Genomic DNA, 26,165 nt, shown 5'->3' with positions numbered 1-26,165 from the left:
TGCACCGTTGTTTTGAAAAGGCACCTGCGCTAGCCTCCCTCCCAATCAAGATCTGGGAGGAATACAATGTCGTCTGAGAATTTTGATCGCATCCTCAAAGATGCCGTCGCCGCACAGGATGTACCCTTTGTGGTGGCCATGAGTGCCAACGCTGATGGGGTCACCTATTGCGGCAGTTCGGGAGAGGCTGCCGCGGGTCGCCCCGCCACGGAGGATACGGTGTTTCGGATTTTTTCCGCCACCAAGGCCATCGGGTCAGTGGCAGCGATGATCCTGATCGACCGGGGCAAATTGTCGATGGACACACCAGTTGCCGACATTCTGCCCGAATGGGACAGGCTGCAGGTGCTGGAGCGCTGGGATGGAGATACGCCCGTGATGCGTGCCCCCAAAACTACGGCCACCATCCGCCATCTGGCCACCCATCGCAGCGGTCTGGAATATGAGTTCTGGAACCCAAATGTGGGCAGATACCTCGAAGCGACCGGGCATCCGAGCATTTTGAGCGGAACAAAAGCCGCGCTCAGTTATCCGCTGATGTATGATCCCGGCGCGCGCTGGGGTTATGGCCCAGGCATCGACTGGTTGGGGCAAGTGGTTGAGACCCTTGACGGACGGCGGATTGACCAGTTCTGCCACGAGGAAATCTTTGCCCCGCTGGGCATGACAGACACTGCCTTTGAACCGGAAGCCTTTGCGGACCGGCTGTCAGAGGTGCGGGCCCGTAATGAGAACGGCAATTTTGTGCCCTTTGAATTGGCGCCGCCGCCAAAGCCCGAAGTCTATGGCATGGGGCATTGCCTCTATTCCACCGCAGCGGACTACATGAAATTTCTCCGCATGTTCTTGAACAAAGGCACGCTGGACGGGCACCGCATCCTCTCTGAAAGAGCCTTCGCCGAAATGCTGGAGGACCAGATGGAGGGCAAGACCTTTCAGAAAATGGTGACTGTGGCGCCACCGGTGACAGCAGATGTAGAATTGCCCGAGGGCACCACCCACAGCTTTGCAGCTGTGCGTTTTGAAGCCGATGTTTCGGGACGGCGCAAAGCCGGTTCACAAAGCTGGGCCGGGGTGTGCAACACGCATTACTGGGTCGATCCGGCCTCAGATGTGGCTGGCCTTGTCTTCACGCAGTCCCTGCCCTTTGTGGAGGCGCGCTATTTGCGGACCTATGAAGCGTTTGAAGCGGCGGTTTATGCGCCATGAGGCTGGTTGAAGCAGACTTTTGACCCGCCTCTAGGCGCGCCCGGCACTGGCTGAGAGCGTCAGCGCATCCACCCCGAGGCTTTTAAGCGCATTGCCCCATTTTTCGCCATCCGGCGCGTCAAACACAAGATCGGGTGCGGCCTCGGCCACAAGCCAGCCATTTTCACCGATCTCGCGCTCCAGCTGCCCTGGCCCCCAACCGCTGTAGCCCAGCATGGTCAGTGCTTTTTGCGGGCCACGACCCTCTGCCATATCCTCAAGCACGTCCTGCGTGGTGGTCAGGGCAAAATCGGTCCCCACTTTCATATGGCTGAGGCCGGATTGATACTCAGGGGAATGCAGAACGAACCCGCGCCCGGTTTCCACTGGCCCGCCAAAATGAAGCGCGGCGGGCGCCTCTTTCTGATGGGTGGAAATGGAGAGCTGTTCAAACAGATCGGTCAGCTTCAGACCGTCAATGGATTTGTTGATGATCAACCCCATTGCGCCCTTTTCGGAATGCTCACACATCAGCACAACCGAATTGGCAAACCGTGTGTCTTCCATGCCGGGCATGGCGATCAGGACCTGCCCGGTGAAATCGAGCTCATCTTTTGTCTCATTGCGGCTTTTGTCTTCGCTGCTCAAAACGCCTCCTTTGTCAGACGCGCTGTCTGTTCAACCACCATGTGCGCCAATCATCATAGACTCAAGAGGTAAGCGTTCTGTTTCAATCACACACAGCAATCTCGCCCAAATGTGAGTTGGAATTCGCCCGATTCTGGCCCATCTGATACACATGTTCAAGACAATCGCCCACTGCCTCGCCCCGCTCTGCGCCCTCGTATTGCCTGCCATGGCCTCCGCTCAGTCCTTTGACCAAGTGGTGCAGGCGGAGGTTTTGCCCGGTTGGCGCAATGCAGACGGCACGCATATGGCAGGCGTGCGGATCACGCTCAACCCGGGGTGGAAGACCTATTGGCGCGCGCCCGGCGACGCCGGCATACCGCCTCAGATTTCCTGGCGCGGGTCGCGCAATGTGGGAGATCTGGCGATCAGTTGGCCGACGCCCGACGTGTTTTATGAAAATGGCATGCGCTCCATCGGCTATTCCGAAGATCTGGTTTTGCCGGTGAAGATTGCCCCGATACAGGCTGGCAAACCTGTACGTCTGAAGGCGGTGCTCGACATTGGTGTGTGTCGCGAGATCTGCGTGCCGCAGCGGCTCAAGATTGATGGCGAGCTGGCAGCACCCGGTGCGCGGGATGCGCGGATTGTGGCCTCCATTGTGGATCAGCCGCTGTCTGCAGAGGAGGCTGGCGTGCATCAGGTCACATGCACCCTGACGCCGAGTGAGGATGGGATCAAACTGCAGGCCAAGATCAAGATGCCGCGGGCGGGTGCTGACGAAGTGGCGGTGATTGAAACCGCCAATCCAGAGATCTGGGTGGCGGAAGGCACGACCAAACGATCCGGGGACACTTTGGTTGCCGAAACCGAAATGATGCATGTGTCGGATGCGTCGTTTCTGATCAATCGCGCGGATCTGCGCTTCACCGTGCTGAGCACTGGTGAAGCGGTCGATATTCATGGCTGCACCGGCTGAGACCGATGGCCCATGGGGTTAGCCCGCAGATGATGTAGAGGTTTTGCCTGCTTTGATCATCATCCACGCCGCTGCCACAAAATAGCTGATCAGGCAGATAACCGCCGCGCCAAGAGCAAAAACGGGCAAGGCTTTGGCTGGAGCGGATGCCGCCTCTGTCGTCGGGCCGTCGGCGACTGTGAGCGGCACCTGCGCCTGAGACGACAGCGCCGCAAGCGCTGGGTGCAGCTCCCCCCGAACCACGGCCCATCCAATCGTGAAGGCAAACCAAACAGCCACCGCCCCAGCCACAAGCGCCAACAGACCCTGCAGCGAACGCACCCGGCGCGCGCGGCCCAAAGCCCGCACCTGACTGGAAAAATCATTCTGGATGGCCATCAATGCAGGCACCACAATCAGCACCAGCACCATGCCAAAGCCCAGACCATAGACCAGTGTGATCACCGTTGGTTTGAGAAACTGCGCCTGCTGACTGCGTTCAAACAACAGCGGTGCAAGCCCCAAAACCGTGGTGGCCGTGGTCAGGAAAACGGGACGCAAGCGATCTGCGGTGCCGTCGATAATGGCAGGGATCATGCCGCGGTCTTTGGCGTGATCGTCTATCGTGGTGACAAGCACAATGCTGTCATTGATGATGATCCCGGTCATGCCCAAAAGCCCGACAACGGTGAACATGCTGAGCGGCACATTGTGGAAGTGATGCCCATAAATGGTGCCCACAAGCCCAAAAGGAATGATCGCCATCACCACCATTGGCCGGGTCCAGCTGGAAAACACCCAAGCCAGCACCAGATAGATCCCTGTCAGGCACAAGATCATGCCGGTGCTCGCATCGTTGAGAAACTCATCTTCCTGCTCAGCGAGACCAGCAAGGCGCCAGTCGACCTGTTTTTCACTGGCAATGGCGGGCAGAATCTCGCTGCGCAAACTTTCCAGCACCGCTTCTGCGCGGGCAGGATCATCTTCGGAGATATCGCCGGTGACATTGATCAGGCGTAAACCGTTTTCACGGCGTACGGTGCTAAAGCCTGTACGACTTTCCACGGTCACAACATCTGCAAGTGGGACATAGGCACCATCCGGGGTGCGCATCAGACTGCCCTCAAGAAAATCCGCAGTCAGTTCCCCGTCCGGCAGTTCAACCCGGATCGCGGCGCTGCGTGGGCCATCTGGGTAGGTGGCCGCCTCAAGCCCATTGAGACGGTGGCGCAGCTCGCGCCCCAGCGCATCGATGGAAAAGCCCAGCGCCCGGCCCTGCGGGGTCAAATCAAGGATCAACTCTTCTTTGTCATAGCTGAGATTGTCCTCAACCGCAGACACCTCTGGGAAGTCTTCAAGGGCGGTTTTGAGCGCTTCGCTTGCGGATTTGAGGGTCGGGCTGTCCGCGCCATAAAACTCCACATCAAGCGCATCCCCACCGGGACCTGAACGCCAGCCACGGAAGCTGATTTGATCCAGCAGAGGATGGCGCGCCACGCGGTCCTGCAGTTCACCCACAAACGCAAAGCTGGAATAGGGGCGCAGATCCGCATCAATCAGCTCGATACTCACACTGCCCAGAAGATCCCGATCCAGACTCTCCGTTCCGGGAATGGCCCGCCCGCTGTTGCCTCCGACTTCCGCCATCACAAAGGCCAGGGGGTTGGTGCCATGGCGCTCTTCGTAGTCTTTACCAAGCTCTTCGACAGCGCGCTGCATTTCTTTCATCATCGCCAAGCTGTCATCGCGGGTTGCGCTTGGCAGCATTGCAAAATTGCCAGTCACAGAGCCCCGCTCCGGTGCGTTAAAGAACCGCCATTTCACATCGCCATTGATGAAAAGGGCCGCCTGTGTGGCCAGCGCCACAAATGCGATCGCCAAGACCGGATAGCGCGCCCAGATCACCAAACGCATGAACGGACGAAAGAGCGTTTCACGCACCCAGCGAAAGCCCTGGTTCACCACCCGGCTTGGCACATCATACCAATGCTCTTTGGCGGAATGTTTGATGGCGTGCGCCATGTGGTGCGGCAGGATCAGAAAACACTCCACCAAAGAGGCGATCAAAACCGCAATCACGGTGAAGGGGATATCTGAGATCAGATCGCCGAACCGCCCCCCCACAAAGGTCAGGCCAAAAAAGGCGATCACTGTGGTGAGCGTGGAGGAAAACACCGGCATCGCCATACGACGGGCTGCATTTTCTGCGGCGACGGGAGCGGGTTCGTTGAGACGGCGGGCGCGGGCGTCTGCGTGTTCGCCCACCACAATGGCATCGTCGACCACGATCCCGAGTGTGATGATGAGGCCGAACAGGGAAATCATATTGATCGTCAGCCCACCCACATACATCAGAGCGACCGCCGCGAACATGGCGGTTGGAATGCCCGCGGCCACCCAAAAGGCTGTGCGCGTGTTCAGGAACAGAAACAGCAGGATCAGCACCAAGGACAGGCCAGCAATGCCATTGTCCAACAGAAGGTGCAGACGACTTTTGATCGCTTCTGAGCGGGTGCGAATGAGATCAAGGGTCACCCCTTGGGGCAAGGTGGCCTGCATCTCTGCGGCGACCGCTTCCACCTTTTGCTGGATGGCAATGGCATCGCCTGCGTTGGTGCGATCCACGCGGATCGACATTGCCGGGTTGTCACCCACGAAATAGGCGCGATCACGATCGACGCCCTCCAAGCGGATGGTGGCCACATCGTCGACGGTAAGTTTTGTCCCATCGGGGTTGGAGCGCAAAACAATGCCTGCGATTTCATCCGGGGCACGCTTCTCTACACCGGTGCGCACACGGGCAAAGGCTCCGGTGACGTCCCCTGCGGGATCGGCATTGACCTCTTGTGCGATGGCGTCCACAATCTGGGCAATCGCGATATCGTGGGTGATCAGATCAACCGAGGAGACTTCCACGATGGTTTGACGCTCGGCAACGCCGCGAATTGTGGTGCGGGTCACCCCCTCGGCATAAAGGCGCGCCACAAACTCATCCGCATAGCGGGCCAATTGATCTGTCCCCACAGGCCCTGTGAGCACCACATCCGTAACACGGTCGCGCCAGACGCCGCGCCGCACTTCGGGTTCGTCCGCTTCCTGCGGCAATGTAGTCACTGCATCGACGGCGACCTGCACATCATCGGTTGCCCGGCCCATATCCCAGCCGGGTTCGAACTCCAGCGTGATGCGCGCATTGCCTTCGGTGGAGCGGGATTCTGTGTTGGTGACACCTTCCACAGACAAAAGGGCTGGCTCCAGCACCTGAACAATCGCCGCATCCACATCTTCGGCGCCTGCCCCCTCCCAGCTGACCAGCACCCGCACGTTGTCGACAATCACATCGGGGAAGAATTGTGCCCGCATGCGTGGCATGGCGGCGATGCCTGCGATGATCAAAAGCACCAAAAGCAGGTTGGCCGCGGTGCGATGGCGGGTGAAATAGCTGAGGATACCGCCAGCGCGGGCGCCGATGTCACGCATGGCTTATCCCCCCATCCGGCTGCGCAGACGCTCCACCATACGCGCGGGCACCTCTGGCTCTGCGAGCGCGCGCAGCATGCGTTCTTTCGCCTCGCTGGGCATGCGGCGGTTGCCTTCGATGGCCGCAACGAAGCGTTGGCGCTCCTCATCGGACAGGGCCACCATTTCAGGGGCTTCGATTGCGGAACGATCGCCTGTCAGAGGTTTGACGGAGATGCCCTCCCCCAGAAGGGGCGTGCGGCGGGTGACAACAAGCTCGCCAGTGATCTCTGGCGCACGCACCAGAACGTCGTCCTGTTGGCGGCGGATCAGGGTCACTTTGCGCGCCTGCAGACGGTTGCCCTCTCCGACGATCAGCACTTCGCCTGTGGCGCTGAGGGCGGTGGCGGGCAGACGCACGACGTTTTCAAGCGCGGGTTCTGTAACGCGGACGGTCACAAAATCCCCCGGTTTAAGCCCGCGCGCGCTGTCAAGGCGGGCAAAAAGCACGCGCCCGGTCTGACCTTCGCCAACGGCGGCCGCATCCCGCGTGATCACGCCAGTGGCCGACAAATCGGTGTTGAGCGCATCAAGCGACACGCGCACCTCTGCCTGAACCAGCTGATCCTCGGGATCCAAGAGCCGCGCATACTGGGTGGTGGACACACGAAAGGCGACTTCCAATGCGTCAGCGTCAATCAAGGTCGCAAGGCGTTCGTTCAGCGATACGAGCCCGCCCTGCACGATGGTCACCTCTGACAGGGTGCCGCTGAAATCGGCGGTGATGCGTGTATCATCGAGATCTTTCTGCGCCTCTGCGAGCAGGATAGAGGTGCGCTCAAGACGGGTTTTGGCCTGATCGACACGGGCCTCTGCCTGAGCAACAGCGCGGCGGTTGGAAAGCACAGCTTGTTGGGCTCCGGCCTGTGCCAGCTCGGCCGTTTCCACAGAGGCGGCGGTGCCGACACCGCGTTCCTGAAGATCGACCTGTCGCGCAAAGGCGGTCTGGCGCAAGGCGAGCTGCGCCTGTGCGGCGTTCAGTTCATCCCGTGCGAGCGCAAGTGTGCGGTCCGCATCCCGTTGCTCGGCCTGCGCATCAAGGAGGTCGTTGCGGCCCCGGTCCAGCGCATAGCGCGCCTTGGTGGGGTCCACTTGCACAAGCACTTCGCCGCTGGTGACACGCGCCCCGTCCTCGAAATTTTCTGAAAGCTGCACCACGGTGCCTGCTGCGGCGGCGCGCACTTCGAGGGAGCGGCGGCTTTGCACTTCGCCAAAGGCGACAAGCTCTGGGTTTTCGACCCCGGGTTCTGCGCGTTGCACATTGACTGTAAACACACGTTCGTTGGCAGGCGGGCCTTTGATATCCTGCGCCAAACGGTCTTGCACTGCGCCATGGATCAAATACCCGGCGTAGAGCATGAGCGCTGCTGTCAGGGACAACAAAAAGAGGCCCGTCAGGCTCTGCCGCAAGAATTTCATATGCTCCGCCTCCGTGCGTGGCTTAGGTCCCATGATGCGCCTGTTTGGGCAGGATTCCAAGCGGACGCCCTCATATTACGGAGGTGCCCGCAGTTTCCGTCACTTTAATTTCGAAAATAATGCCCGCAGGAAGTCAGGGCACCGGCGCATCACTTGCGACGTTGGTGTTCATCCAATCGCGGCATGATTTCCACGAAATTGCAGGGGCGGTGACGATAGTCGAGCTGATAGGCGAGGATTTCGTCCCAAGCATCCTTGCAGGCCCCAGGGCTGCCGGGCAGCGCAAAAAGGTAAGTGCCCAGCGCAACGCCTCCGGTGGCGCGGCTTTGCACCGCGCTGGTGCCGATTTTCTGCATCGAAACCATAGTGAACACCGTACCGAAGGCGTCTATCTCTTTTTCATAGACATCGCGATGCGCCTCAACCGTGACATCGCGTCCGGTGAGCCCGGTGCCGCCGGTGGAGATCACCACATCAATCGCCGGATCCGCGCACCATGTGCGCAGCTGATCTGCAATCTCTGCGCGTTCATCGCGGATGATCTTGCGATCTGCGAGCACATGACCTGCCGCCTCTAGCCGCCCCACGAGCACATCGCCGGAGCGGTCTTCTGCCAGTGCGCGGGTGTCACTGACCGTGAGCACAGCGATGCGGACAGGGATGAACTCTTTGCTTTCGTCAATACGGCCCATGAGCGGCTCCTAGTTTTGCGGGGTGACATCCAGCCATGTGCCGGTGGGGCCGAGGTTCATCACACGGCTGTCACCCACCATGGCGCTTTGCCCCCAACAGTCATGAATATGGCCACAGACCACAAGCGGCGGCGCGATGCGTTTGATGGTGTCCAGCACGGCAGTGGAGCCAAGCGACAGACCGTTTGAGGCCACGTCCACCACACCTTTGGGGGGTGAATGGCTGATTAGAATATCGGCGGCGTTACAGTTGGCGAGCATGGCTGCGGCCTCCGCTTCGTCCAGATCACAAGACCAGTCTTTGAAAGGGGTGACGGGCACGGCGTAGCCCAGACCAAAGAGCTTGAGCCCCTCAAATTCATAAGCCTCGCCATGCAGCACAACGGCATTGGCCGGTGCGGCGGCGCGCAGTTCGGCTTCGCTTTCGTTGTTGCCGGGCACCATGACCATGGGCGTGGATATGTCTGAGATCAGCGCCAATGCACCTGCCAGATCCTGACGATGGTTGGTGAAGTCACCCGCAGCGATCACCAGATCGGCGTCTTTGCTGGCCTCCACAAGGCGGGCGGCATGCACGCGGGCGCGATGCAGATCGGAAAAGGCCAGAATTTTCAAGACAGTGTACCCAATCTGGCCTTCAGGCTGAGGAGGTCAGCCCAGGCTTCGCGCTTGGCCGCTGGCTTGCGCAATAGGTAAGCCGGGTGCAACATCGGCAACACAGGCTTGCCAAAGGCCTCCTGCCAGTTGCCGCGCAGGCGGGTGATGCCGCGACGCCCGAGCACCGCGTCACAAGAGATATTGCCCATCAGAATGATGACATCTGGCGCGGCAAGAGCCACGTGGCGCGCCAGAAACGGGCGCAGCATGGCGATCTCTTCCGGTTTGGGATCCCGGTTCTGTGGCGGACGCCATGGCAGAACATTGGTGATATAGACCGCATCCTCGGACATTGACGCCGCGCGATCCAGATCAATCGCGGCAAGCATCCGATCCAGCAGCTGCCCTGCGCGGCCCACAAAGGGTTTGCCTTCGCGATCTTCATCGCGCCCCGGCGCTTCGCCAATGATCATCACCCGCGCGGCGGGGTTGCCATCTGCAAACACGAGATTGCGGGCGCCGCGTTTGAGATCGCAATGCTCAAAGGCTGCAAGTGCTGCTTCGAGCTCATCCAGTGAATTGGCCCGCTTGGCCGCCGCTTCGGCCTCGGCAGCCGTATCGACCTCTGGGACAGGTTGCACCGGCAGGGGCTGGGCAGGCTGTGCGGCAGATTTCTTGGATTTCGGCGCCTCTTTCGGGGCCTCATAGCGGTTGAAGGGCGCATCCAGCAGAGCCTCTGTCGCACCCAGCTCGACCTGCCATTCCAGCAGGGCGCGCGCCGTGTGATAATCCAGTGCGGAGAGGTCATAGGTCGATTCCATGGCCACAGACTATCCTTATGCCCTGCCAGACAAAAGGGCACATCACACCACACGCTTGCCCCGCCCCGCTGCGCTACCTATAAGCGGGCCAATATCGGCATAAGGAGCAGGCTATGCGCTTTGACCACAAGCACCTTCTGGGGATCGAGCCTTTGCGGCCCGAGGAAATCACCACCGTGCTGGATCTGGCCGATCAATATGTCGATCTGAACCGTCGCGCGCACAAACATTCTGATGCGCTGAAGGGCCTGACGCAGGTCAATATGTTCTTTGAAAACTCCACCCGCACGCAGGCAAGCTTTGAGCTGGCTGGCAAACGACTGGGCGCGGATGTGATGAACATGGCGATGCAGGCAAGCTCGATCAAAAAGGGCGAGACCCTGATTGACACCGCCATGACGCTGAACGCCATGCACCCCGATCTGCTGGTGGTGCGCCATCCGCATTCCGGTGCGGTGGATCTGCTGGCGCAGAAAGTGAACTGTGCGGTGCTGAACGCGGGCGATGGCAAACATGAGCACCCAACGCAGGCGCTTCTGGATGCGCTGACCATCCGTCGTGCCAAGGGCCGCCTACACCGCCTCAACATCGCGATCTGTGGAGATGTGGCGCATTCACGCGTGGCGCGCTCTAACCTGATCCTGCTCGGTAAGATGGAAAACCGCGTGCGCCTGATAGGCCCGCCAACGCTGGTGCCGGGCAACTTTGCTGAATTTGGTGCCGAAATCTATGAGGACATGGAAGAAGGTCTGAAAGACGTGGATGTCGTCATGATGCTGCGCCTTCAGAAAGAGCGCATGGATGGTGGCTTTATCCCCTCGGAACGCGAGTATTATCACCGCTACGGGCTGGACGCAGCCAAGCTGGCGCACGCCAAAGACGACGCGATTGTCATGCACCCCGGCCCGATGAACCGTGGCGTGGAAATTGACGGCGAGATCGCAGATGACATCAACCGCTCCGTTATTCAGGAGCAGGTGGAGATGGGCGTGGCCGTGCGCATGGCGGCGATGGATCTGCTGGCACGCAATCTACGCGCGAACCAGCCTGCGACTGCGGAGGTTTAAGGGCATGGAAGACCCCAAAGATCCCCGCATGTCTGGCAGGGTCGCCACGGTGGCGCTCATTGTGATGTTTGCCTTTGTCGGCCTGATGATCTGGATCGGGGGCTAAGCGCGATGCGGGTGTCGGCGACCGAGCGCGGGTTGGTGCGGCTGTTTGCCGTGGACCTGCCCGGCGAGGAGATCGAAAATTTCCGAACCCCCAAAATCAACTCCGACGGAGAGCTGGCCGATTGGCCTTTGGATGATGCGCTTGGGTTCAGCTTTTTGGATGAAGATTTCATTGAGCTCTTTCCCGTCAGCGACCTCGAAGACCTCGGGCTCACCGGATACATGGTAGAAGGCCTTGGAATTGCGCAGAAAGACGTCGATGAGGACGCCACAAGACTGGCCGCGCAAAAGGGCTGGGTGCTGGTTGTGCTCTCCGCTGCTTTTGGGGGTGTTGCGCAAACGCTGACACCAAAGTCGCCGCTGCGCTGGATTGGCACATACAAAGAGGAAGCCGCGCCGATACAATTCACGCCTTTACCAGACACATCCGCAAAAGGCGCGCCGCTTCCCCCGGAGACTGATCCGGCCCCCACCCCTGCCCAACGCAGCCCTTACCTCACCCTGCTTGTTGCACTTGTGGCTCTGCCACTCTGCGCGGCATTCCTTGGCCTCTTGATATTATGGATGATCGGATGACACCCCATCTGACCCCCGCCGCAGATTTGCTGGAAAACGAGCGCGTGCAACAAAGCTTTGCCGCGGATCGCGCCACTTACATCCGCACGAACACCTGGCTGGCCGCCGCCGCCATGTTCGGCGGCATGGCGGTGTTGTGGCTCTTGGGCAATCCGTATGTCTGGACCGGGGCGGTCGGAGGACTGGGGGCGATCGTGGTGCGCGGGGCCTATCTGATGTCTGATGAGCTGGCGATGCGCTGGGATCTGACCAATCAGCGCCTGCTGGGACCGGGAGGGCGCACCATTGCGCTGCAAAACATCGAAAAAATCAACAAAATGGGCAGTTTCGTGCAGGTTGTGACCCAGAGCGGGGACAAACATCTGATCAAGTATCAGAGCGACCCTGACGCCACGATGACCGCCCTGAAGCGCCAGAGCGGCGCCCTTTAAGGAGAGCAGAGATGACCACGCTTTTCACCAATGCCCGCCTGATCAACCCGGCAGAGGGCACGGATGCCTCCAGCTGGCTGATGGTCGCGGATGGCAAGATCGCAGGTTTTGGTACTGAGACGCCACCAGCCGCAGAAGAGACCATCGATTGCGGTGGGCGCTGCCTTGCGCCGGGGATTGTCGACATTGGTGTGAAGGTCTGTGAGCCGGGCGAGCGCCACAAGGAAAGCTATAAATCCGCAGGCCTCGCGGCGGCGGCGGGTGGTGTGACCACCATGGTCACGCGCCCAGACACGTTCCCCGCGATTGACACGCCCGAAGTGCTGGAGTTTGTGGAACGGCGCGCCAATGAGGCGGCGCCGGTGAATGTCCTCCCCATGGCCGCGCTGACCAAAGGGCGCGAAGGCCGTGAGATGACCGAGATCGGCTTTCTGATGGACGCAGGCGCGGTGGCCTTTACCGATTGTGACCATGTGGTGCGCGACACCAAAGTCTTGTCACGGGCGCTGACCTATGCGCGCTCTTGCGGGGCGCTGGTGATGGCCCATCCGCAGGAGCCTGTGCTGTCTAAAGGTGCGGCAGCGACAGCGAGCAAATTTGCGGCGCTGCGCGGCTTGCCGTCGGTCTCACCCATGGCGGAGCGTATGGGGCTCGATCGTGACATTGCAATGGTCGAGATGACTGGCGTGCGCTATCACGCGGATCAGATCACCACGGCGCGTGCCCTGCCCGCGCTGGAACGAGCCAAAAACAACGGCTTGGACGTGACAGCGGGCACCTCGATCCACCATCTGACGCTCAATGAGCTGGATGTGGCGGACTACCGGACGTTCTTCAAGATCAAGCCGCCATTGCGGGCCGAGGACGACCGTCTGGCGCTGATTGCGGCGGTGAAAACCGGGGTGATTGATGTGATCAGCTCGATGCACACGCCACAGGATGAAGAAAGCAAACGCCTGCCATTTGAAGAGGCCGCCTCTGGCGCGGTGGCGCTGGAGACCCTACTGCCGGCGGCGATGCGGCTGTATCACAACGGGGATCTGACCCTGCCGGAGCTGTTCCGTGCGCTTGCGCTGAACCCGGCGCGGCGTTTGGGGCTCGAGAGCGGACAGATTGCCGAGGGTGCGCCCGCCGATCTGGTGCTGTTTGACCCGGATGCGCCTTTTGTGCTCGACCGGTTCAAGCTGCGTTCCAAATCCAAGAACACCCCGTTTGACGGCGCCCGCATGCAGGGTAAGGTGCAGGCAACTTACGTGGCCGGTGAGGCCGTATACCGGAGAGACTGATGCCCATTTTGGAAACCGCGCCCGCCGCCCTGCTCCTGTGGGCCGTGATTGGCTATCTTTTGGGCTCGATCCCCTTTGGCATGGTGCTGGCCCGCGTGATGGGGCTGGGCAATCTGCGCGATATCGGCTCTGGCAACATCGGCGCGACCAATGTGCTGCGAACGGGCAGTAAAAAGGCGGCAGCGCTGACCCTCTTGCTGGATGGCGGCAAAGGCGCGGTGGCAGTGCTGATCGCGCGCGCCATGGCGGCGGAGGACGCTGCTCAGATCGCCGGTTTGATGGCCTTCCTAGGCCATTGCTATCCGGTGTGGCTGAAATTCAAAGGCGGCAAAGGGGTGGCGACCTTTCTGGGCCTGATCCTCGCGCTGGCCTGGCCGGTCGGCATTGCCTGCTGCCTGACATGGCTTGTGACCGCAGCAATCAGCCGAATTTCCTCGCTCTCAGCCCTTGTGGCAGCCTGTGCAAGTGGGGTTTGGATGTTTGTGCTGGGCTATGGCAGCGCGGTGTATCTGGCGCTGTTGCTCGCGACCATCGTGCTGTGGCGCCACCGGGAGAACATCGAACGGCTGCAAAAAGGCGAAGAGCCGAAGATTGGGGCGAAGTGAGGGGCGATTGGTGTTGGCAGGTCAGCTTTGAGCCCTGCCTTCGAAAAATCGATAATTGCCAGGCCCGATAACCTATTTTACCGCTGTCAGCACGTTGCTCACCTTGGAAGGTATCCTAACCCCACCTTCCGCCATTACCTGATTCCGGCCAGATTTTTTGGCCACATATAGCAACTCATCTGCGCGCTTGAGCAAGGCCGCGCCAACCCTGGCTTGGTTGCAAACCTCAGTCAGCCCGATACTCACCGTTAAACGGATTTTGTTTGCGTCTGCGTCAATTTCGCTGGCTTGGATCGTCGAACGCAGCCGCTCACAGGCTGCATATGCGCCAACCAAGTTTGTGTCCGGAAAGACAAGGGCAAATTCTTCGCCACCGAGCCTGCCAACAAGGTCAATTGAGCGAAACTCGCGTATCAGCATCCGTGACAGCTGCTGCAGCGTCTTATCCCCTGCATCGTGACCGTATGTGTCATTGATCCTTTTGAAATGATCGACGTCCAGCATAGCAACCGACATTGGCAGCCCGTCACGCTTGGCTCTATTGAATTGATTTTCCAGGGTTTTCAGAAACGGGCGTCGGTTGGAGACCTGGGTCAACGGATCCGTATTCGCTTCGATCTGAAGCAGCTCATAAGCTTTGGTCAGCTCTCTGATACTTAAAATGCCGACCAGTTTCTCATTTTCGATCACGGGGATGTGCCGGATCGCGTTTTCATTCATGAGGTGCAACAGGTAGCTTACTTCGTCGTCCGGTCCGCAAGAAATCACGGAGCGGGTCATGACGTCTGAGACCAAAGCGTCTGCGGCGTGTGGGTCGCAACTTGCCACGACAGGCAAAAGATCTCTTTCAGAGACAATCCCAACCATTGTGTTGGTTTCATCGGTCACGACCAATGCGCCAAGTTTGAGATCTATCAGTAAATTCGCGGCCTGCCGCAGCGTCGATTGAGGTGGAATTCCCTCGACCTTGTTCGTGTCTTTCGACTTCAATAGCTGCGATACTCTCACGCTAAAGCCTCCCTGTTCAACGGCTTGTGGCGTACAAGCAATAGGACAGCAGCGGTTAAAAGGTTCTTTCTACATGTATTTTTGAAGATAAAATTTAGCACAACTATCAATGCTTTGCGCCGCATACACGCGCCTTTTTCTGCGCTAGCCGCGATCTTGCGGGGCAGAAATCAAACGACTGTCTTGTCCAAACAGCCGTTCTTGTACCCCCCTACTCCGCCGCCTCCCTGCGCGCTTCTTCATCCGCTTGCGGGCGCATGGTGGCGATCAGTTCGGCGACCTTGATGCCGAACTTGCGCATCTCGGAGCGGTTCATGATCACGCCGCTTTCGGTCAGATAGAGCCAGTCGGTCACATTCAGGCTGTGGCCGCCCGCTTCTTCGGTCAACACGATGGTGTAATCCATGCGGATGGTGGCGCCGGACACCTTGCCTTTGGCGACACCAATGATGTCATCAGCGGTGGCGGTGAAGGTGGTGTCGTCCACCATGGTCAGGTTCCATTGCCGGTTCTGCTGTTTGCCGTTGGAATAGGTGAACGCCTCTGTCAGCGTGCCGGTGGCGCCTTCCCAACGGCCTTCCATGCGCGCGACGAAGCTGTTGGCCACACGGCCATTGGGGCCATAGATGACGCCTTCAGACAGGATCGGCCCGTTCAGGTGCTCTTTGAGCGAAATATCGGGGCCAAGGGCCGCGTAATCAGAGGAGTCCTGAGCGCGGAAGCTGAAGAGACGGGCTTTCAGATAGACAATCCCTAGCGCCAGAACAACAAGCACAGTCAGTAGTTTCATAGGTCTGCCTCCTCGGCAGGCAAGGCCAGCACAAGCGCCAGCGCAACAAGTTTCAACACACAGGGCACAACCGCATACGCGATGTTGAGCGCGCTCAGGGCTTGGGGCGCATTGGCCGAACCGGGCACAAACCCGGCGGCCTGCAAAGCGGGCAAAACCAGAAACGCTGCAAGAGCCAGCGCGAGCTTTCCCGCAAAGGACCAGATGCCAAAAGCCAAAGACGCGCTCAGACGTGCCTTTGTGAGAGATACGGAGAAGAGCGCCGGAAGGATCACCATATCCGCGCCCAAAGCCGCGCCGGAGGCCACGCAGATGATGGCAAAGCCAAGTGCGTTCCCGGCAGAGAGGAACGCAGCCCCAACAAAGCCGCCAATGGCGAGTGGCATGGCGATGATCAGGGTTGTGCGCCCGCCAAGCTTGCCCGCCACACGCGCCCAAAGGGGCACGCTGAGCCCGGCGCTGAGAAAAAACAGCACAAGCAGCGGCCCGGTGGCATTTGGGAGTTGCAGGCGGTCTTCGACAAAAAACAGGAAAAGGGTGGAGGTGATGGCCACTGGCAGACTGTTGACCAGCGCAAGCAGAATGAGGCGGCTGGCCCCGGCCTGCTTCAGATCGTGAAACGAAAACCGATCGCCCAGTATCACCGGGCGTTGCCAGATGGGGCGGGACAGCCAACCCACCACAATGGCCATGCCCCCCAACGTCAGGCCAAACGCGCCATAACCTGCACCTGAGGCGCCCAGTGCAACAAGGAGTGTGGGCAAAAGGGCTGCCATGATCACGCCGGCGAGCATGCCCGCCTCCCGCCAAGCGGCCAGCCGCATGAGTTCTGGTGCGGTAGGGGTGATCGCCAGAGTGGCGCTGCGCCCATAGAGCAGGATCATGCCCAGGCTGTAGGCGGAAAATAGCAGCACCAAAACCGCCGCCAACGCGCCCATGCCGCCTGTCGTCAGCGCCTCGGATCGGGTAAAGAGCAGCGGAAATCCAATTGCCAGACCGCCCACCGCCAAGAGCGCGAAGCCCATCTGGAACCGCGGGAAACGGTCAATGGCCCAGCCGATGAAGGGATCCTGCACAAGATCAACCAAGCGGATCGCCAGAAGCAGCCCCCCCAAAGCCCCCAGCCCGATGCCCAGCTCAACCGAGGCATAACGCGGCAGGTGGATATAGAGTGGGATGCCTGCAGCAGCCAGGATCAAGGCGTAGAGGCTGACGCGCGGATAGACCGCGCGCGCCTGTTCTATGGCCGCCTGCGCTGCCATGGTTTAGGCGCTGTCGCGCATCAACACTGCCTGCGCAGCGCCCTTGGCGTCGTTAAGATGCCCAGCGCCCGCGTTTTGCATTGAAGCGTGCTGTGCAGTCATCTGCGCGACGACGTGCATTGCGCTGTCGATGCCATCCTCATGGAAGCCATGGCGGTTGTAGGCGCCAGCAAACCACGTGCGGTTGTGACCCTGAAGCTCGCGGATTTCGCGCTGTGCGATCAGCGCCGCCTTATCAAACACAGGATGCGCAAAACTCACATCATCATAGATCGCCTCTTGGGCAATTTCCTGCGTCGGATTGAGCGTGACAAACAGCGGGTCGTTGTCGTCGATGTTTTGCAGTCGGTTCATCCAGTAAGTGACCCCAATCGCGCCGTTTTGTGACCGGTAAGCCCAGCTGGACCAGCATTTGCGGTTTTTGGGCATGAGTGCCGGATCCCGGTGAAGCACGGCCCGGTTAGGCTGATAGCGGATGGCACTCAGGGCTTTGCGCTCTGCCGGTGTGGCATCAGCCCCCAGAATGCGCAGGGATTGATCAGAGTGGCAGGCCAGAATGATTTCATCAAACTGCTCAGGTTCGGCACCGGCCGCTTTGACCGTGACGCCGGGCACCCCACGTTGTGGATGAAGACCGCGTTGAATGTGTTCGATTGGTGCCTTCATTCGGATGGTGCAACCACGTGTGACAAGCGCGGCTTGTAAACGGTGTACATATTCCCTGCTACCGCCCTGCACCGTGTACCACTGATGCTGCTTGTTGCCCGCCAGCAGAGCGTGGTTCTTGAAGAATTGCACCAGAGAGCGCGCGGGAAACTGATCGACTTCGGCAATTGGCGTGGACCATATCGCGCCGCACATGGGCATCAGGTAATAGTCGCGGAACCAGCGGCCCAACTGCAATTCTTCCACCAGTTCCCCAATGGTTTTTGTGTCATCAACTGCCGCCGCTTCCGCACGTTTGCCGAACCGCAGGATGTCGGCGATCATGCCGTAGAACTTCGGCTTCAGTAGGTTTCGTTTTTGCGCCGCAATTGCTCCAAGACTGTTCAAACCGTATTCAAGCCAGCCGTTGTCGATGCTGGCGCCAAAGCTCATCTCGCTTTTCATCACTGGCACATCAAGTTCGCCAAACAGACGTGTGAGGTGTGGGTAGGTTGCGTAGTTGAACACGATAAAGCCCGTGTCGACTGGCTGATCCCCGTTGCGCCCCGCCAGCACAGTGCGCGCATGGCCGCCAAGGCGGTTCTCAGCTTCGAAAATGGTGACGTCATGTTGCTCTGACAAAGCGTATGCCGCAGAGAGCCCTGAAATCCCGGCCCCAACGATGGCAATCTTGCGGCGTGCGTTTGTCGACTGATCGAACATGTGGTCCTCGTTTGTTGATCGTTTAGAAGCGGATACGGGGCGAATGAAACCTTGGTTCACTCTCAAGGACATGGCACAGTTGTTCGGAGAGTAAGAGGGGGTATTTGGTCACAAATCCACAGCCTGTGTGATCTGTGACGCAAAGCCGCGCGTATCGGGAACATGACCATCGAGCACATTCAGGGCCACACAACACACGCCCGAAGAGGACAGTTGAAAAACGCGTTTCGCTATGGCGTTGATTTTGTCCTGACAGACCTTTCAGAGCAAGACACGCGCTTGGCGGTGTTGTCGCGCAACCGATTTAATCTGTGGTCCGTTTGGGATCACAACCATGGTGGCGTGCGCGGCGATGGCAGTGGCGTCAGCTGGTTCAAAGATGTGCTTCTTGAGCGTGGATTTCCAGTTGAAAACGCCCGTCTGCTGTTGCTGACACAACCCAGTTTCCTATGGTTTCACTTCAATCCAGTGAGTTTCTGGATTGCGTTGATAGACGATCAGCCCTGTGCCTTTGTCGCGGAGGTCAACAGCACCTTTGGGCACCGCCACTGCTACTTCTGCGCACATGAGGATTTTCGCCCCATTGCGGCAGCTGACCAACTTCATGCGCAAAAGTTGATGCACGTGTCCCCGTTCCAGAAAGTTGCCGGCGGCTATCGCTTCAACTTTGGCTTTGACAAAGACGAAGTGCGCATTCGCATCGCTTATGAAGACGGTGACCAAGGCGTGATTGCCACGCTTTTTGGGCCGCGCAGGGTGGCAAGCAATGGCAGCCTGATCTGGGCGGCGGTGCGTAGACCGTTTGGCGCTGCGCGCGTGGTCGCACTGATCCATTGGCAAGCTGCAATTTTGTGGGCAAAACGCGCACCGTTCCTGAAGAAACAACCCGCGCCAGAAACGCTGTTGTCAGACAACACGCCCGCATCGGCGCAAAACCAATGATTGCGTTTCAAGGCAAAACCTACTGGCTCATCGGGGCCAGCGAGGGGCTGGGCCGTGCCTTGGCCGAAGAGCTGAGCCTTGAGGGCGCCGAATTGATCATTTCGGCGCGCAATGGCGAGCGCCTCGCCTCTTTGGCGGCGCAGCTGCCGCACACACGGGTTCTGATCCTGGATGTGACTGATGAAGCGGCGGTGAAGGCAGCGGCCAAGTCGGTGGGGGCGATTGACGGCGTGATTTACAATGCCGGCGCTTATGAGCCGATGGCCGCCACGGATTGGAAAGCCGACAGCGCATTGACCGTGGCGGATGTGAATTTCATGGGCGCGATGCGTGTTTTGGGCGCACTGATGCCGGGGTTTGTTGCGCGAGGCAGTGGCGACATCACCCTTGTGGGATCGCTTGCGGGCTATCGCGGCCTGCCCAACGCGGTCGGGTATGGCGCCAGCAAAGCTGCGCTTGTGAGCCTTGCTGAAACCATGCGTCATGATCTGAAAGACAGTGGGGTGACTGTGCGTCTGGTCAATCCCGGCTTCATTAAGACGCGCCTGACGGACAAAAACAGCTTCAAGATGCCGATGCTGATGACACCCGAACAGGCCGCAGGCCATGTGATCAAAGCGATGCATGGGCGCCGGTTCCGCACCGATTTTCCGCGCCCGTTTTCCTGGGCCATCCGCGCGCTGACCTTCTTGCCCGACTGGCTGATCTATCGCGGGAAATAGCGGCCCAAGCATTGCACATGTTTTGATATATTATTACACTTTGGTCATTCAGCAACGCACAGGCGCACCATGACCGAAACACGATTGCCCGTTACCCTGCTCACAGGGTTTCTCGGCGCAGGAAAATCCACTCTTCTCAACAAGATCCTCGCACAGCCCGAGAAAGAGAAAATCGCTGTGATCGTGAATGAATTCGGCGAAGTTGGGCTGGATCACGATCTGATTGCGGCAATGGATGAAGAGGTGGTTCTGCTATCATCGGGGTGTTTGTGTTGCTCGATCCGCGACGATCTTTCAAAGACGCTTGCAGATCTGATGGAGCGCCGCGCGCGCGGCATACTGGATTTTGATCGCGTGGTGATTGAGACCACTGGATTGGCGGACCCTGCCCCGATCCGTCAAACCCTACTGAAGGACTACTATCTGGCCAGCACCATACATATGGATGGGGTTGTCACACTGGTGGATGCCAGCAATGGCAAAGCGACACTGGATGCACAGTTTGAGGCGGTTTCACAGGCGGCCACGGCTGACCTGCTGCTGATGTCAAAGACGGATATTACACCGCCAAAGGCAACGTCGGCGTTGCAACGGCGACTGGAAAAGCTCAATCCAACTGCCGAGATCCTGAAGGTCGTCGACGCTGTGGCGGATCCGCAGCGGCTTTGGGGCCTGTCTGCACTGCGCCGGGGTGCCGAAGCCACACAGGCGCTCAACTGGCTGACGCGCGCGCCATCTGAGACACCGCCAACTGATCCCCTGCGCAATCTCTCTGGATTTGCCCCCACCAAGCTGCTGCGTCGGTTCTCTCCGCATGATGCGCGCATTGAATCCGCCTCCATCACACTGAAAGAGCCCCTGGAGGACGCGGTTTTTGACCACTGGCTTGATACGCTTGTGGCCCTCAAGGGGCCGGACCTACTCCGGGTGAAAGGCATTGTCTTTCTCAAAGGTCTGAAGACACCTTTTGTGTTTCATGGTGTGCAACACATCTTTGACCGTCCGGAACCGCTCACCAACTGGCCTGAGGGGGACACAACCTCGCGCATTGTTGTGATTGCAAGAGACATGACCAACCCCGAGTTGCAGCGCAGTCTGGACATGCTGCGCGCAACGGCGGCCCCAAAGCAGGAAGAGGTCTTTCCGGGATGGAAAGACCTGAACGCGCAGCAGCACGTTTAAGAATCAGATACGAAAGATCGGTTGCAACATGCGCGGCACGAAGGCGTTGAACTTCAGCCGCGCGTCCGTCGCCGCGAGACAGATACACGCATCCCCGGCACCCGCGATCGGCGTGTGCTCCAGCGTTTCGTCCGCGACTTCCACGTCACCCACACCGAAGAACCCGGTTTCATCCGTGAAACAGCCCTGTAGAACCATTGTCAGCTCCAGACCATTGTGACCATGATCCGGCACAGCCTGCCCCGGTGGGATATAAAGCAGACGCACGCTGCCGTGTTTGTCCTCTGCGAGGATATCTTGGCGCACGCCCATGCCGAGCTTTTTCCACCGAGGCGCGCGCCCGTTCAGCGCTTCCATCACGGGGCCGGGATAGGGGCCTGTGCGCGCATAAACTGGCGCCTGCGGGATCGGATCATCCAGAAGGCTCAAAACGTCGGCCTTCATAGATGAGGATACGGCGATTGCACCGGTGTCTTCCATAACGATACCGCCCACGGCCTCATGTGCCTCCACAACTGCGCGACACTCTGCACACATCGATACATGTGCGGCCACAATAAGGGAGAAGGCATGCGGCAGGTTGCCTGCCGCGTAAGCCGCCAACATGGGCTCTGGGATATGATGGCTGATGGCTGTCATTCACTCAGATCTTTCAACTCGTGTCTCAGACGCTGCAATCCAAGGCGGATGCGCGATTTGATGGTACCAAGCGGCAAGCCCGTTTTGGTGCTGATCTCCTGATGGGTCAGCTCCCCTAAGTAGGCCTGCTCAATCACCTCCCGCTGTTCGGGCCGCAATTTTTGCAACGCGGTACGCAGCTGTCCCGTTTCTTGCTCGATGGCCACAATCTGTGTTGCGTCCGGTTCGGCTTCAGGTTCTTCCTTCAGCGCCTCCGGCATCGGGCGGTTTTCCTTGCGCGCCACGTCGATCTGACGGTTGCGCACGATTTGATAGACCCAAGCGGACACCTGAGCGCGGTGTGGATCGAACATGTGGGCCTTACGCCACAGTGTAAGCATCACGTCCTGCACAATTTCCTCGGCCTGCGCAGCTGGTGTTCCATTGCGCATCACAAAGCCCTTCAGACGCGGGGCGAAGTGATCGAACAGCCGGGAAAAGGCCGCTTTGTCGCGGTGATCGCGCACAGCGATCATCCACTGAGTCTCCTGTGAGGGCTCCGCTCTGGCTTGCGTCACGCGCTGCCTTTCCGTTGGTCGCTTCACCGGCGCTTTCGGCCGGTCGCGGGAAATATCAAGTGTCGCGCTCATCATATGGTCATTACGCGCCGACTTGCAAAGCGGATCACCGGGGAATGGGATTTTTTATGGTGCATTTTGAGCGTGATGGAGGGGCACAGCTCAAAATTATATCCAACCTTTGGACGCAGCCGACGCGCCTGTCAAAGGAAAGACGTGCAGCCAGCGGGCCCTGAGCACATACGCCGCGCACAACGGGGTTTCACTCGCGAAGTCGAGAGAATATGCTACCATTTTACAAACGTAACGCTGATATGATTGGTCAAAGCTATGGAAAAGCGCCCCATCGTTTCCTCCCGCCACCTAGCCGAGGGAGATGGCTGGGAAGCCTCTGAGGTCGAGTATGGGATGATCATTGCCTACAACGCGTTCTCACGCTGGATGACCCGATGTATGGCGGCGGCGGGGCACCCGGAGATGACACCGCTGGAAATCTTGGCACTGCACAATGTCAATCACCGCGACAAGCATAAGCGGCTGACGGACATCTGCTTTCTGCTCAATATTGAGGACAGTCATACCGTCAACTATGCGCTGAAGAAGCTTTTGAAGCTGGGGCTGATCCAATCAGAAAAGCGCGGCAAAGAGGTGTTTTACAGCACATCGCCAGAGGGCAAGGACGTCTGTGAGGCGTACCGTGTGGTGCGCAATCGCTGCTTTATCGACGGGTTGCCCCGGCTGGACATATCCGGTGAAGAAATGCGCGAGATTGCGGCCTCTCTGCGCTCGCTGTCCGGGCAATATGATCAGGCCAGCCGGGCGGCTGCCTCGCTCTGATCTCGCGAGGCAGCTTTGGGTTTAGCGGCTCATCAGCTCCGGCAGGTAAGTCACGATTTGTGGGAAGACACAGATCAGCAGGACCCCCAGCAGAAGCAGCAGGAAGAACGGGAACGCCGCCTTTGCAATGCGCAGGATGTCGAGCCGGGTCATGCCTTGGATGACAAAGAGATTGAAACCGACCGGTGGTGTGATCTGGCTCATCTCCACCACGATCACGAGGTAGATGCCAAACCACAGCGGGTCGATGCCCACAGCAGAAATCATCGGCATGATGATGGAGGTTGTGAGCACCACTACGCTGATGCCATCCAGAAAACAGCCAAGCACGATGAAGAAAAGCGTCAGCGCGACCAGCAGGGCGGGCACCGAAAGCTCCATCGCGCCAATCCACGCGGCCAGATTGCGTGGCAGACCAGTGAAACCCATCGCCACGGAAAGATAGGCCGCACCCAAGAGGATGAAGGCGATCATGCAGCTCGTGCGGGTGGCAGAGAGCAGCGCCTCCATGAAGAGTTTCACGCTGAAGCTGCCGGAGGCCCAAGCGAGCACGGTGGCGAGCACCACGCCCAGCGCCGCGGCGTCGGTTGGCGAGGCAAGCCCTGTGTAGATTGAGCCGATCACGCCGATGATCAGCAAGGCCACGGGGATGAGATTGCGCGAGGCGGCGAGTTTTTCGCGCAGTGGGAAATCCCGCACCTCTTGGGGGATCAGAGCGGGGTTCATCCACGCACGCACTGCGACGTAGCCCGCAAAAAGCGCAATCAACATGAAGCCTGGCAGGATGCCCGCGACGAACAGGCGTGCGATGGATTGCTCGGTCGCGACGCCATAAACGATCAGGATGATGGACGGTGGGATCAACAGACCCAAGGTGGCGGAACCTGCGAGCGTGCCGATGATCAGGCTTTCAGGATAGCCGCGTTTGGTAAGCTCTGGCACGGACATGCGCCCGATGGTGGCGGCGGTGGCGGCGCTTGAGCCAGACACCGCAGCAAAGATGGCGCAGCCAAAAACGTTCACATGCAAAAGCCGCCCCGGCGCGCGGGTGAGCCACGGGGCAAGACCTGAGAACATGTCCTGGCTCAACCGGCTGCGCAGCAGGATTTCCCCCATCAGGATAAACAGCGGCAAGGCTGTGAGCGCCCAGCTGTGGGAGTGCCCCCAAAGCGTGGTGGCAAGCACCAGCCCGGCAGGCGCATTGGAAAAAGCGGTCATGGCAACCAAGGCGACAACACCAAGCGCCATCGCCACCCAAAGCCCGGCCGCCAAGCAAACCAGCATCAGGCCCAGAAGGGTTGCGGCAATCATTGGATCAGCCATCTTACATCTCCTCCGCGGCGTGCAGCACGGGTTTGCCAGATGTGATCAGTTCGATCAGGGACTGGACCAAAGCGAGACACAGCAGACCAATGCCAAAGGTCATCACACCCTGAGGGAGGAACAGCGGCACCGGAATAATACCGTTGGAGACATCCCCGTAGTGCAGGCTTTCCATCACCAGCGCGCCCGCGAAGTAAAGTGCATAGCCAACAAAGCCGATGGCCACCAACAGCGTCACGGCCTCAAGCGCGACCACCGCGCGGCGGCCCATACGCTGCACAAACAGCGTCACCCGGATGTGGCCACCTGAGCGCAGCGTGTAGGCCATCGCCAGAAAGGTGGCCCCTGCAAGCATGAAGCCCGCAAAATCCGCATAAGAGGGGATCGTGGACGGCAAGACGCCGGGCATGATGCGCCCCATGCCGTTGAGCACAATCTGCGCGCTGACCAGCAGGCAAATCGCCAAGATCAGCAGTGCGCTGACATATCCGGCGGCCCGGTAAATTTGGTCCAAAGCTCTGCTCATGCCCTGCCCTCCTGTTTGTGGTGTCTTGTTCGCGACATATGAAAACCGGCGGTGAACTTCGCCGCCGGTTCGCGATGTGGCTTACTTGCTGGAATACTCTGCCAGCGCCTTTTTGGCGGCGTCAGAGGCGTTTGCATTCCAGTTTTCCAGCATCTTTGCGCCGATGCCCTGCAGGCCCTCGACCAGAGCTGGGCTTGGCTCATAAACGGTGATGCCATTGGCGGCGAGCTCTGCGGTTTTGGCGTCTGCCTCGGCGGCGGACATGTCCCAGCCACGTGTTTCGGCGGTGTCTGCGGCGGCCAGAACCGCGGCCTGCACATCAGCATCCAGACGGTCAAACACGCGTTTGTTCACCACGACGATGTTTTTGGGCACCCAAGCGTTGATTGGGCTGTAGTGGCTGACAAAATCCCACGCGGTTGAGTTCACGCCGGTGGAGGGCGAGGTGATCATCGCGGCAACCTGACCGGTGGTGAAGGCCTGCGGAATGTCAGAGGCTTCGACCTGAACAGGCGCGGCCCCGGCGAGGGTCGCGAATTCTTCCAGAGCGGCGTTATAGGCGCGGAAGCGCAGACCGTTCAGGTCGTCTACAGTGGCGATTTCGCCGTTGGTATAAAGACCCTGTGCCGGCCATGGCACCGAGAAGAGCGGCATCAGGCCCTGCTCTGCCAGAAGCTCGGTCACAACCGGCTCTTGCGCTTCCCAGAGGGCGCGCGCGTCGTCATAGCTGGTGGCGACAAACGGTTGGCTGTCCAGACCATAGGCGAGATCTTCGTTGGACAGACGGGAAAGGAAAAATTCCCCCATTGGCACCTGACGCGAGCGTACGGCGTTTTTGATCTCGGCGTGCGGGATCAGCGAGCCTGCGGAGTGAATGGTGATGTCCAGCCCACCGTCAGTGGCGGCGCGGACATCATCGGCAAACTGCATGATGTTTTGTGTGTGAAACGTGCTGTCGCCATAAGGCGTTGGCATGTCCCAACCTTCGGCTTGTGCCATGGTGGCACAGGTCATGGCGGCGGCAAAAGCAATCTTGCGCATGGTTTTGGTGCTCCCTGTTTTTTTGCAGAACGTCGAATCTTACGCCCACATAACGTTGACAAATTGTCAGCGTTCTC

At 59.3% G+C, this 26,165-nt stretch carries 26 protein-coding genes; 11 read left to right on the top strand and 15 right to left on the bottom strand.

The genetic code is table 11. From position 1 onward, the window contains the following. Positions 1–66: 66 nt before the first annotated feature. Positions 67–1,209, top strand: coding sequence for a serine hydrolase domain-containing protein (locus PJL69_RS16170; protein WP_271310587.1), 1,143 nt, complete (start codon positions 67–69; stop codon positions 1,207–1,209). A 30-nt stretch (positions 1,210–1,239) separates the two neighbouring features. Here the strand turns inward: PJL69_RS16170 and PJL69_RS16165 are convergent, their stop codons facing one another. After that, a complete protein-coding gene (locus PJL69_RS16165; protein WP_271310657.1) occupies positions 1,240–1,764 on the bottom strand; it encodes a YqgE/AlgH family protein in 525 nt (174 codons plus the stop codon). Positions 1,765–1,987: 223 nt separating this feature from the next. Here PJL69_RS16165 and PJL69_RS16160 point away from each other — a divergent pair, with 223 nt between their 5' ends. Beyond that, positions 1,988–2,794 carry a protein-disulfide reductase DsbD domain-containing protein gene (locus PJL69_RS16160; protein ID WP_271310586.1) on the top strand — a complete coding sequence of 269 codons (807 nt, stop codon included), beginning with the start codon at positions 1,988–1,990 and terminating at the stop codon, positions 2,792–2,794. 18 nt (positions 2,795–2,812) lie between these two features. Here the strand turns inward: PJL69_RS16160 and PJL69_RS16155 are convergent, their stop codons facing one another. The 5 genes from PJL69_RS16155 to PJL69_RS16135 form a co-directional block, all read right to left on the bottom strand. Continuing rightward, on the bottom strand, positions 2,813–6,253 hold the full coding sequence (locus PJL69_RS16155) for an efflux RND transporter permease subunit (RefSeq protein WP_271310585.1): 3,441 nt from the start codon (positions 6,251–6,253) through the stop codon (positions 2,813–2,815). A 3-nt stretch (positions 6,254–6,256) separates the two neighbouring features. Beyond that, on the bottom strand, positions 6,257–7,711 hold the full coding sequence (locus PJL69_RS16150; protein ID WP_209098445.1) for an efflux RND transporter periplasmic adaptor subunit: 1,455 nt from the start codon (positions 7,709–7,711) through the stop codon (positions 6,257–6,259). 149 nt (positions 7,712–7,860) lie between these two features. Beyond that, positions 7,861–8,403 (bottom strand): molybdenum cofactor biosynthesis protein B, encoded by a 543-nt coding sequence (gene moaB, locus PJL69_RS16145; protein ID WP_271310584.1) that lies wholly within the window; start codon positions 8,401–8,403, stop codon positions 7,861–7,863. Between the two features lie 9 nt (positions 8,404–8,412). Further along, positions 8,413–9,018, bottom strand: coding sequence for a metallophosphoesterase family protein (locus tag PJL69_RS16140; RefSeq protein ID WP_271310583.1), 606 nt, complete (start codon positions 9,016–9,018; stop codon positions 8,413–8,415). Then, positions 9,015–9,821, bottom strand: a complete 807-nt coding sequence (locus PJL69_RS16135) for a uracil-DNA glycosylase (protein WP_271310582.1) — start codon at positions 9,819–9,821, stop codon at positions 9,015–9,017. The genes PJL69_RS16140 and PJL69_RS16135 overlap by 4 nt, the downstream gene beginning before the upstream one ends. A gap of 113 nt (positions 9,822–9,934) precedes the next feature. On the opposite strand from PJL69_RS16135, the gene PJL69_RS16130 reads away from it, so the two are divergent. From PJL69_RS16130 to plsY, 5 genes are all read left to right on the top strand, one after another. Next, positions 9,935–10,888, top strand: a complete 954-nt coding sequence (locus PJL69_RS16130) for an aspartate carbamoyltransferase catalytic subunit (protein ID WP_271310581.1) — start codon at positions 9,935–9,937, stop codon at positions 10,886–10,888. A gap of 111 nt (positions 10,889–10,999) precedes the next feature. Then, complete coding sequence (locus PJL69_RS16125) at positions 11,000–11,569, top strand: hypothetical protein (RefSeq protein WP_271310580.1); 570 nt, start codon at positions 11,000–11,002, stop codon at positions 11,567–11,569. Continuing rightward, positions 11,566–12,000, top strand: a complete 435-nt coding sequence (locus tag PJL69_RS16120; protein ID WP_271310579.1) for a hypothetical protein — start codon at positions 11,566–11,568, stop codon at positions 11,998–12,000. Before PJL69_RS16125 ends, PJL69_RS16120 begins: the two co-directional genes overlap by 4 nt. An 11-nt stretch (positions 12,001–12,011) precedes the next feature. Continuing rightward, a complete protein-coding gene (pyrC, locus tag PJL69_RS16115) occupies positions 12,012–13,286 on the top strand; it encodes a dihydroorotase (RefSeq protein WP_271310578.1) in 1,275 nt (424 codons plus the stop codon). Further along, the gene (gene plsY / locus PJL69_RS16110; protein ID WP_271310577.1) at positions 13,286–13,891 is read left to right on the top strand and encodes a glycerol-3-phosphate 1-O-acyltransferase PlsY; all 606 of its coding nucleotides are present in this window, start codon (positions 13,286–13,288) and stop codon (positions 13,889–13,891) included. Before pyrC ends, plsY begins: the two co-directional genes overlap by 1 nt. Before the next feature lie 72 nt (positions 13,892–13,963). Here the strand turns inward: plsY and PJL69_RS16105 are convergent, their stop codons facing one another. The 4 genes from PJL69_RS16105 to PJL69_RS16090 all read right to left on the bottom strand — a co-directional run bounded on the left by PJL69_RS16105 (position 13,964) and on the right by PJL69_RS16090 (position 18,319). Continuing rightward, positions 13,964–14,899, bottom strand: coding sequence for a GGDEF domain-containing protein (locus PJL69_RS16105; protein WP_271310576.1), 936 nt, complete (start codon positions 14,897–14,899; stop codon positions 13,964–13,966). 211 nt (positions 14,900–15,110) lie between these two features. Next, positions 15,111–15,689, bottom strand: coding sequence for a DUF3833 domain-containing protein (locus PJL69_RS16100; protein WP_271310575.1), 579 nt, complete (start codon positions 15,687–15,689; stop codon positions 15,111–15,113). After that, positions 15,686–16,951 (bottom strand): MFS transporter, encoded by a 1,266-nt coding sequence (locus PJL69_RS16095; protein ID WP_271310574.1) that lies wholly within the window; start codon positions 16,949–16,951, stop codon positions 15,686–15,688. Before PJL69_RS16095 ends, PJL69_RS16100 begins: the two co-directional genes overlap by 4 nt. A 3-nt stretch (positions 16,952–16,954) precedes the next feature. Continuing rightward, a complete protein-coding gene (locus PJL69_RS16090) occupies positions 16,955–18,319 on the bottom strand; it encodes an NAD(P)/FAD-dependent oxidoreductase (RefSeq protein WP_271310573.1) in 1,365 nt (454 codons plus the stop codon). 162 nt (positions 18,320–18,481) lie between these two features. Here PJL69_RS16090 and PJL69_RS16085 point away from each other — a divergent pair, with 162 nt between their 5' ends. The 3 genes from PJL69_RS16085 (at position 18,482) to PJL69_RS16075 (ending at position 21,165) form a co-directional block, all read left to right on the top strand. Further along, the gene (locus tag PJL69_RS16085; protein WP_271310572.1) at positions 18,482–19,261 is read left to right on the top strand and encodes a DUF1365 domain-containing protein; all 780 of its coding nucleotides are present in this window, start codon (positions 18,482–18,484) and stop codon (positions 19,259–19,261) included. Beyond that, the gene (locus PJL69_RS16080; RefSeq protein ID WP_271310571.1) at positions 19,258–19,983 is read left to right on the top strand and encodes an SDR family NAD(P)-dependent oxidoreductase; all 726 of its coding nucleotides are present in this window, start codon (positions 19,258–19,260) and stop codon (positions 19,981–19,983) included. The genes PJL69_RS16085 and PJL69_RS16080 overlap by 4 nt, the downstream gene beginning before the upstream one ends. A 69-nt stretch (positions 19,984–20,052) precedes the next feature. Then, positions 20,053–21,165, top strand: coding sequence for a CobW family GTP-binding protein (locus tag PJL69_RS16075; RefSeq protein ID WP_271310570.1), 1,113 nt, complete (start codon positions 20,053–20,055; stop codon positions 21,163–21,165). Positions 21,166–21,168: 3 nt separating this feature from the next. Here PJL69_RS16075 and PJL69_RS16070 read toward each other — a convergent pair whose 3' ends face one another. Beyond that, a complete protein-coding gene (locus tag PJL69_RS16070; RefSeq protein ID WP_271310569.1) occupies positions 21,169–21,804 on the bottom strand; it encodes a ChrR family anti-sigma-E factor in 636 nt (211 codons plus the stop codon). Then, positions 21,801–22,319, bottom strand: a complete 519-nt coding sequence (locus tag PJL69_RS16065; RefSeq protein WP_271310568.1) for a sigma-70 family RNA polymerase sigma factor — start codon at positions 22,317–22,319, stop codon at positions 21,801–21,803. Before PJL69_RS16065 ends, PJL69_RS16070 begins: the two co-directional genes overlap by 4 nt. 372 nt (positions 22,320–22,691) lie before the next feature. On the opposite strand from PJL69_RS16065, the gene PJL69_RS16060 reads away from it, so the two are divergent. Beyond that, on the top strand, positions 22,692–23,198 hold the full coding sequence (locus PJL69_RS16060; protein WP_209098408.1) for a winged helix DNA-binding protein: 507 nt from the start codon (positions 22,692–22,694) through the stop codon (positions 23,196–23,198). Between the two features lie 21 nt (positions 23,199–23,219). On the opposite strand, the gene PJL69_RS16055 is transcribed toward PJL69_RS16060, so the two are convergent. The 3 genes from PJL69_RS16055 to PJL69_RS16045 all read right to left on the bottom strand — a co-directional run bounded on the left by PJL69_RS16055 (position 23,220) and on the right by PJL69_RS16045 (position 26,088). Continuing rightward, the gene (locus PJL69_RS16055; RefSeq protein WP_271310567.1) at positions 23,220–24,521 is read right to left on the bottom strand and encodes a TRAP transporter large permease; all 1,302 of its coding nucleotides are present in this window, start codon (positions 24,519–24,521) and stop codon (positions 23,220–23,222) included. A 1-nt stretch (position 24,522) separates the two neighbouring features. Beyond that, a complete protein-coding gene (locus PJL69_RS16050) occupies positions 24,523–25,047 on the bottom strand; it encodes a TRAP transporter small permease (RefSeq protein ID WP_271310566.1) in 525 nt (174 codons plus the stop codon). Positions 25,048–25,128: 81 nt separating this feature from the next. Next, positions 25,129–26,088 (bottom strand): TRAP transporter substrate-binding protein, encoded by a 960-nt coding sequence (locus tag PJL69_RS16045; protein ID WP_271310565.1) that lies wholly within the window; start codon positions 26,086–26,088, stop codon positions 25,129–25,131. Between the last annotated feature and the right edge of the window lie 77 nt (positions 26,089–26,165).

Origin of the sequence: Shimia sp. MMG029, from assembly GCF_027947445.1 — a bacterium.
Taxonomy (GTDB): domain Bacteria; phylum Pseudomonadota; class Alphaproteobacteria; order Rhodobacterales; family Rhodobacteraceae; genus Shimia.
This window is presented reverse-complemented; position numbering and strand designations above follow the sequence as displayed.

Bases quoted from the DNA above. Each gene is read 5' to 3' on its own strand.
- PJL69_RS16170 (WP_271310587.1), top strand. From the start codon at position 67: ATGTCGTCTGAGAATTTTGATCGCATCCTCAAAGATGCCGTCGCCGCA.
- PJL69_RS16165 (WP_271310657.1), bottom strand. From the start codon at position 1,764: ATGCCCGGCATGGAAGACACACGGTTTGCCAATTCGGTTGTGCTGATG.
- PJL69_RS16160 (WP_271310586.1), top strand. From the start codon at position 1,988: ATGTTCAAGACAATCGCCCACTGCCTCGCCCCGCTCTGCGCCCTCGTA.
- PJL69_RS16155 (WP_271310585.1), bottom strand. From the start codon at position 6,253: ATGCGTGACATCGGCGCCCGCGCTGGCGGTATCCTCAGCTATTTCACC.
- PJL69_RS16150 (WP_209098445.1), bottom strand. From the start codon at position 7,711: ATGAAATTCTTGCGGCAGAGCCTGACGGGCCTCTTTTTGTTGTCCCTG.
- moaB (WP_271310584.1), bottom strand. From the start codon at position 8,403: ATGGGCCGTATTGACGAAAGCAAAGAGTTCATCCCTGTCCGCATCGCT.
- PJL69_RS16135 (WP_271310582.1), bottom strand. From the start codon at position 9,821: ATGGAATCGACCTATGACCTCTCCGCACTGGATTATCACACGGCGCGC.
- PJL69_RS16130 (WP_271310581.1), top strand. From the start codon at position 9,935: ATGCGCTTTGACCACAAGCACCTTCTGGGGATCGAGCCTTTGCGGCCC.
- PJL69_RS16125 (WP_271310580.1), top strand. From the start codon at position 11,000: ATGCGGGTGTCGGCGACCGAGCGCGGGTTGGTGCGGCTGTTTGCCGTG.
- PJL69_RS16120 (WP_271310579.1), top strand. From the start codon at position 11,566: ATGACACCCCATCTGACCCCCGCCGCAGATTTGCTGGAAAACGAGCGC.
- pyrC (WP_271310578.1), top strand. From the start codon at position 12,012: ATGACCACGCTTTTCACCAATGCCCGCCTGATCAACCCGGCAGAGGGC.
- plsY (WP_271310577.1), top strand. From the start codon at position 13,286: ATGCCCATTTTGGAAACCGCGCCCGCCGCCCTGCTCCTGTGGGCCGTG.
- PJL69_RS16100 (WP_271310575.1), bottom strand. From the start codon at position 15,689: ATGAAACTACTGACTGTGCTTGTTGTTCTGGCGCTAGGGATTGTCTAT.
- PJL69_RS16095 (WP_271310574.1), bottom strand. From the start codon at position 16,951: ATGGCAGCGCAGGCGGCCATAGAACAGGCGCGCGCGGTCTATCCGCGC.
- PJL69_RS16090 (WP_271310573.1), bottom strand. From the start codon at position 18,319: ATGTTCGATCAGTCGACAAACGCACGCCGCAAGATTGCCATCGTTGGG.
- PJL69_RS16085 (WP_271310572.1), top strand. From the start codon at position 18,482: ATGACCATCGAGCACATTCAGGGCCACACAACACACGCCCGAAGAGGA.
- PJL69_RS16080 (WP_271310571.1), top strand. From the start codon at position 19,258: ATGATTGCGTTTCAAGGCAAAACCTACTGGCTCATCGGGGCCAGCGAG.
- PJL69_RS16075 (WP_271310570.1), top strand. From the start codon at position 20,053: ATGACCGAAACACGATTGCCCGTTACCCTGCTCACAGGGTTTCTCGGC.
- PJL69_RS16070 (WP_271310569.1), bottom strand. From the start codon at position 21,804: ATGACAGCCATCAGCCATCATATCCCAGAGCCCATGTTGGCGGCTTAC.
- PJL69_RS16065 (WP_271310568.1), bottom strand. From the start codon at position 22,319: ATGATCGCTGTGCGCGATCACCGCGACAAAGCGGCCTTTTCCCGGCTG.
- PJL69_RS16060 (WP_209098408.1), top strand. From the start codon at position 22,692: ATGGAAAAGCGCCCCATCGTTTCCTCCCGCCACCTAGCCGAGGGAGAT.
- PJL69_RS16055 (WP_271310567.1), bottom strand. From the start codon at position 24,521: ATGGCTGATCCAATGATTGCCGCAACCCTTCTGGGCCTGATGCTGGTT.
- PJL69_RS16050 (WP_271310566.1), bottom strand. From the start codon at position 25,047: ATGAGCAGAGCTTTGGACCAAATTTACCGGGCCGCCGGATATGTCAGC.
- PJL69_RS16045 (WP_271310565.1), bottom strand. From the start codon at position 26,088: ATGCGCAAGATTGCTTTTGCCGCCGCCATGACCTGTGCCACCATGGCA.